Consider the following 2,477-nt stretch of genomic DNA (forward strand, 5'->3'; position numbering starts at 1 on the left):
GTATTTCATGAACAAACCTCTTGAGACTTCCCGTGCGCCGAATGAATCAGAGCTGCTTTCCCTGGTGGTTCCGGTGTTCAATGAGCGTTCGATGCTTCCCCTATTCTTTGAGCATGTATTGCCGATCCTTGCGAGCCTCGATATTCGCTCGGAGATCGTGGTTGTGGACGATGGTAGCGAGGATGGCAGTGCCGAATTTGTTAGGACTTTCATTAAAAGGAAATCGAGCATCCGTCTCGTCAAGCTAAGCCGCAACTTTGGCAAAGAGGCAGCGGTAACAGCAGGGCTGGAGCATGCCAAGGGGGATGCGGTGATCGTTCTGGATGCGGACCTTCAGGATCCACCTGAATACATTCCCGAGATGGTCAAGAGTTGGAAGTCCGGCTTTGATGTCGTTCTGATGCAACGTCGATCACGTGTAGGCGAGAGTTTTCTCAAGCGCTGGAGTGCGCACCTTTTCTATCGCTTGCTGAATAAGACCAGTCGCACTGAAATCCCGGTCGACACGGGTGATTTCCGATTGATGAGCAGGCGGGCAGTTGATGCCCTTCTCCGGTTAGGAGAGCGCAACCGCTACATGAAGGGACTCTTTGCCTGGGTTGGTATGCCAACGACGATCATCGAATACGACCGGGCATTGAGAGTGGCTGGCGAGAGTAAGTGGGACTACCCGGGCCTGGTCGGCCTGGCCCTTGAAGGCCTGACTTCCTTCTCAGTGTCACCTCTCAGATGGGCAACGCTTGTCGGCTTGCTGGCCGCCTCCGTTGGTGGATTGTTCGGTGTCTGGATTGTAGCGAAGGCAATAATGCTCGGCGATCCGACTGACGGCTACCCATCGTTAATCGCCCTCATCAGTTTTCTGGGCGGCATACAACTGGTGAGCGTTGGTATCGTTGGTGAGTATGTGGGCAAAACCTACATCGAATCGAAACAGCGACCACTGTATCTGACCGAAGAAGTGGTCGAGAACAAAGAGGTATCAAGCCGAGACCAAATCAGCAACTTCAGAGGCGTCAAGAATGTTAAAGCGATTTGAGCCCTGGTTCTGGGTACTGGCTGCCGTATTGTTCAGTCGCTTTATCGGAATGACGCTGTTTCCCTTCGTGGATACAACGGAGCCCCGATACGCTGAAATCGCTCGGTTAATGGCTGAATCCGGGGACTGGATAACGCCCTGGTTTGAACCCGGCGTTCCGTTCTGGGGGAAGCCTCCCCTGTCATTCTGGGCTCAAGCGGCCTCTCTAAAGATATTTGGACTGTCTGAATTCTCATTGCGGCTACCGGCATGGTTCGCCACGATTGGAATCGTATGGCTGACGTGGTGCCTCGCAAATCATGCGCGAGGTGCTGCGGTCGCTCGGTGGTCTACTCTTGTGCTTTCCACGATGGCACTCACTTATATCAGTGCTGGCGCAGTCATGACGGATACATTCCTGGTTTTTGGAACGACCCTCTCTCTGGTGAGCATGTGGTTCGTGCTTTCGGGCCGGTCTGACTATTGGCGCTGGTGGTTTTTCGTGGGCCTGGCTATCGGCTTGTTGTCAAAGGGACCGTTGGCTGTTGTATTGACCGTTACCCCCCTGGTGCTATGGGCTGCTATTTTCAGGCAGCAGTTACAACCGTTAAAAAAATTACCCTGGCTTCTTGGCTCACTTCTGACACTGGCGATTGCCGTGCCATGGTACGTGCTCGCTGAATTGAAAACGCCCGGGTTCCTCAACTATTTCATCATTGGCGAACACTTTAGCCGGTTTCTGGACCCCGGGTGGGCCGGCGATTTGTACGGTAGTGCCCATGACCGGCCCAAGGGCATGATCTGGATATTCTGGATTTGGGCTTCATTCCCCTGGGGTATCATTGGCTTGGTTGGCTTTGGCCTTGCGGCGGCGCGAGGCAAAACAAAGGATATATTCACTGGTGCTGTTCAAGACGCCTCAACGCTGTATCTGTTGTTTTGTGCGATAACGCCAATGCTGTTCTTTACCCTGGCAGGCAACACGCTCTGGACTTACATACTTCCTTCTCTGCCGTTCTCGGCCATTCTGATTGCCGGATGGGTGTCGCAGCTCAATTTACGTCCCTGGTCCAGAATCAGGTCGGGTGCTGTATTACTTGCACCCGTTCTCTTTACCCTTTCTGTGTTCATAGGTGTGAGCGGAGTAAAACCACTAAAAACCGAGAAGCAATTGATAGGCCGGTATGAGAGCATTCAGCAAGCGGGAGACGGTCCAATCTTTTACATTGGCAAGATGCCATTTTCCGCACGTTTTTATTCGTTGGGCGACGCTGTCGAAATCACCTCCACAGAATTCGACAGTCTGCTGGACGCTGACGGGTACGCCAGGGTCTTTGCCGCAATTCCAAACGATGCGGTAGATAAGGTTCTTGGTCCGCGGGCCACTGACGCTCAGAAGCTGGGGGAGAACAAACGGTACCAGCTATTCTCGATCGATCTTCCGCCAACAGACAGCCAGAAT

General features: G+C 53.1%; 2 protein-coding genes. Both read left to right on the forward strand.

Translation table 11 applies throughout. From position 1 onward, the window contains the following. A partial coding sequence (locus C1949_RS19150; protein ID WP_425319883.1) for a glycosyltransferase family 2 protein occupies positions 1-1,036 on the forward strand: 1,036 nt, incomplete at its 5' end. Continuing rightward, positions 1,020-2,477, forward strand: a 1,458-nt coding sequence (locus C1949_RS19155) for an ArnT family glycosyltransferase (protein WP_104739959.1), incomplete at its 3' end; no start/stop codon positions are given. The genes C1949_RS19150 and C1949_RS19155, both read left to right, overlap by 17 nt.

This window comes from Halopseudomonas oceani (assembly GCF_002903165.1).
Classification (GTDB): Bacteria; Pseudomonadota; Gammaproteobacteria; order Pseudomonadales; family Pseudomonadaceae; genus Halopseudomonas; species Halopseudomonas oceani.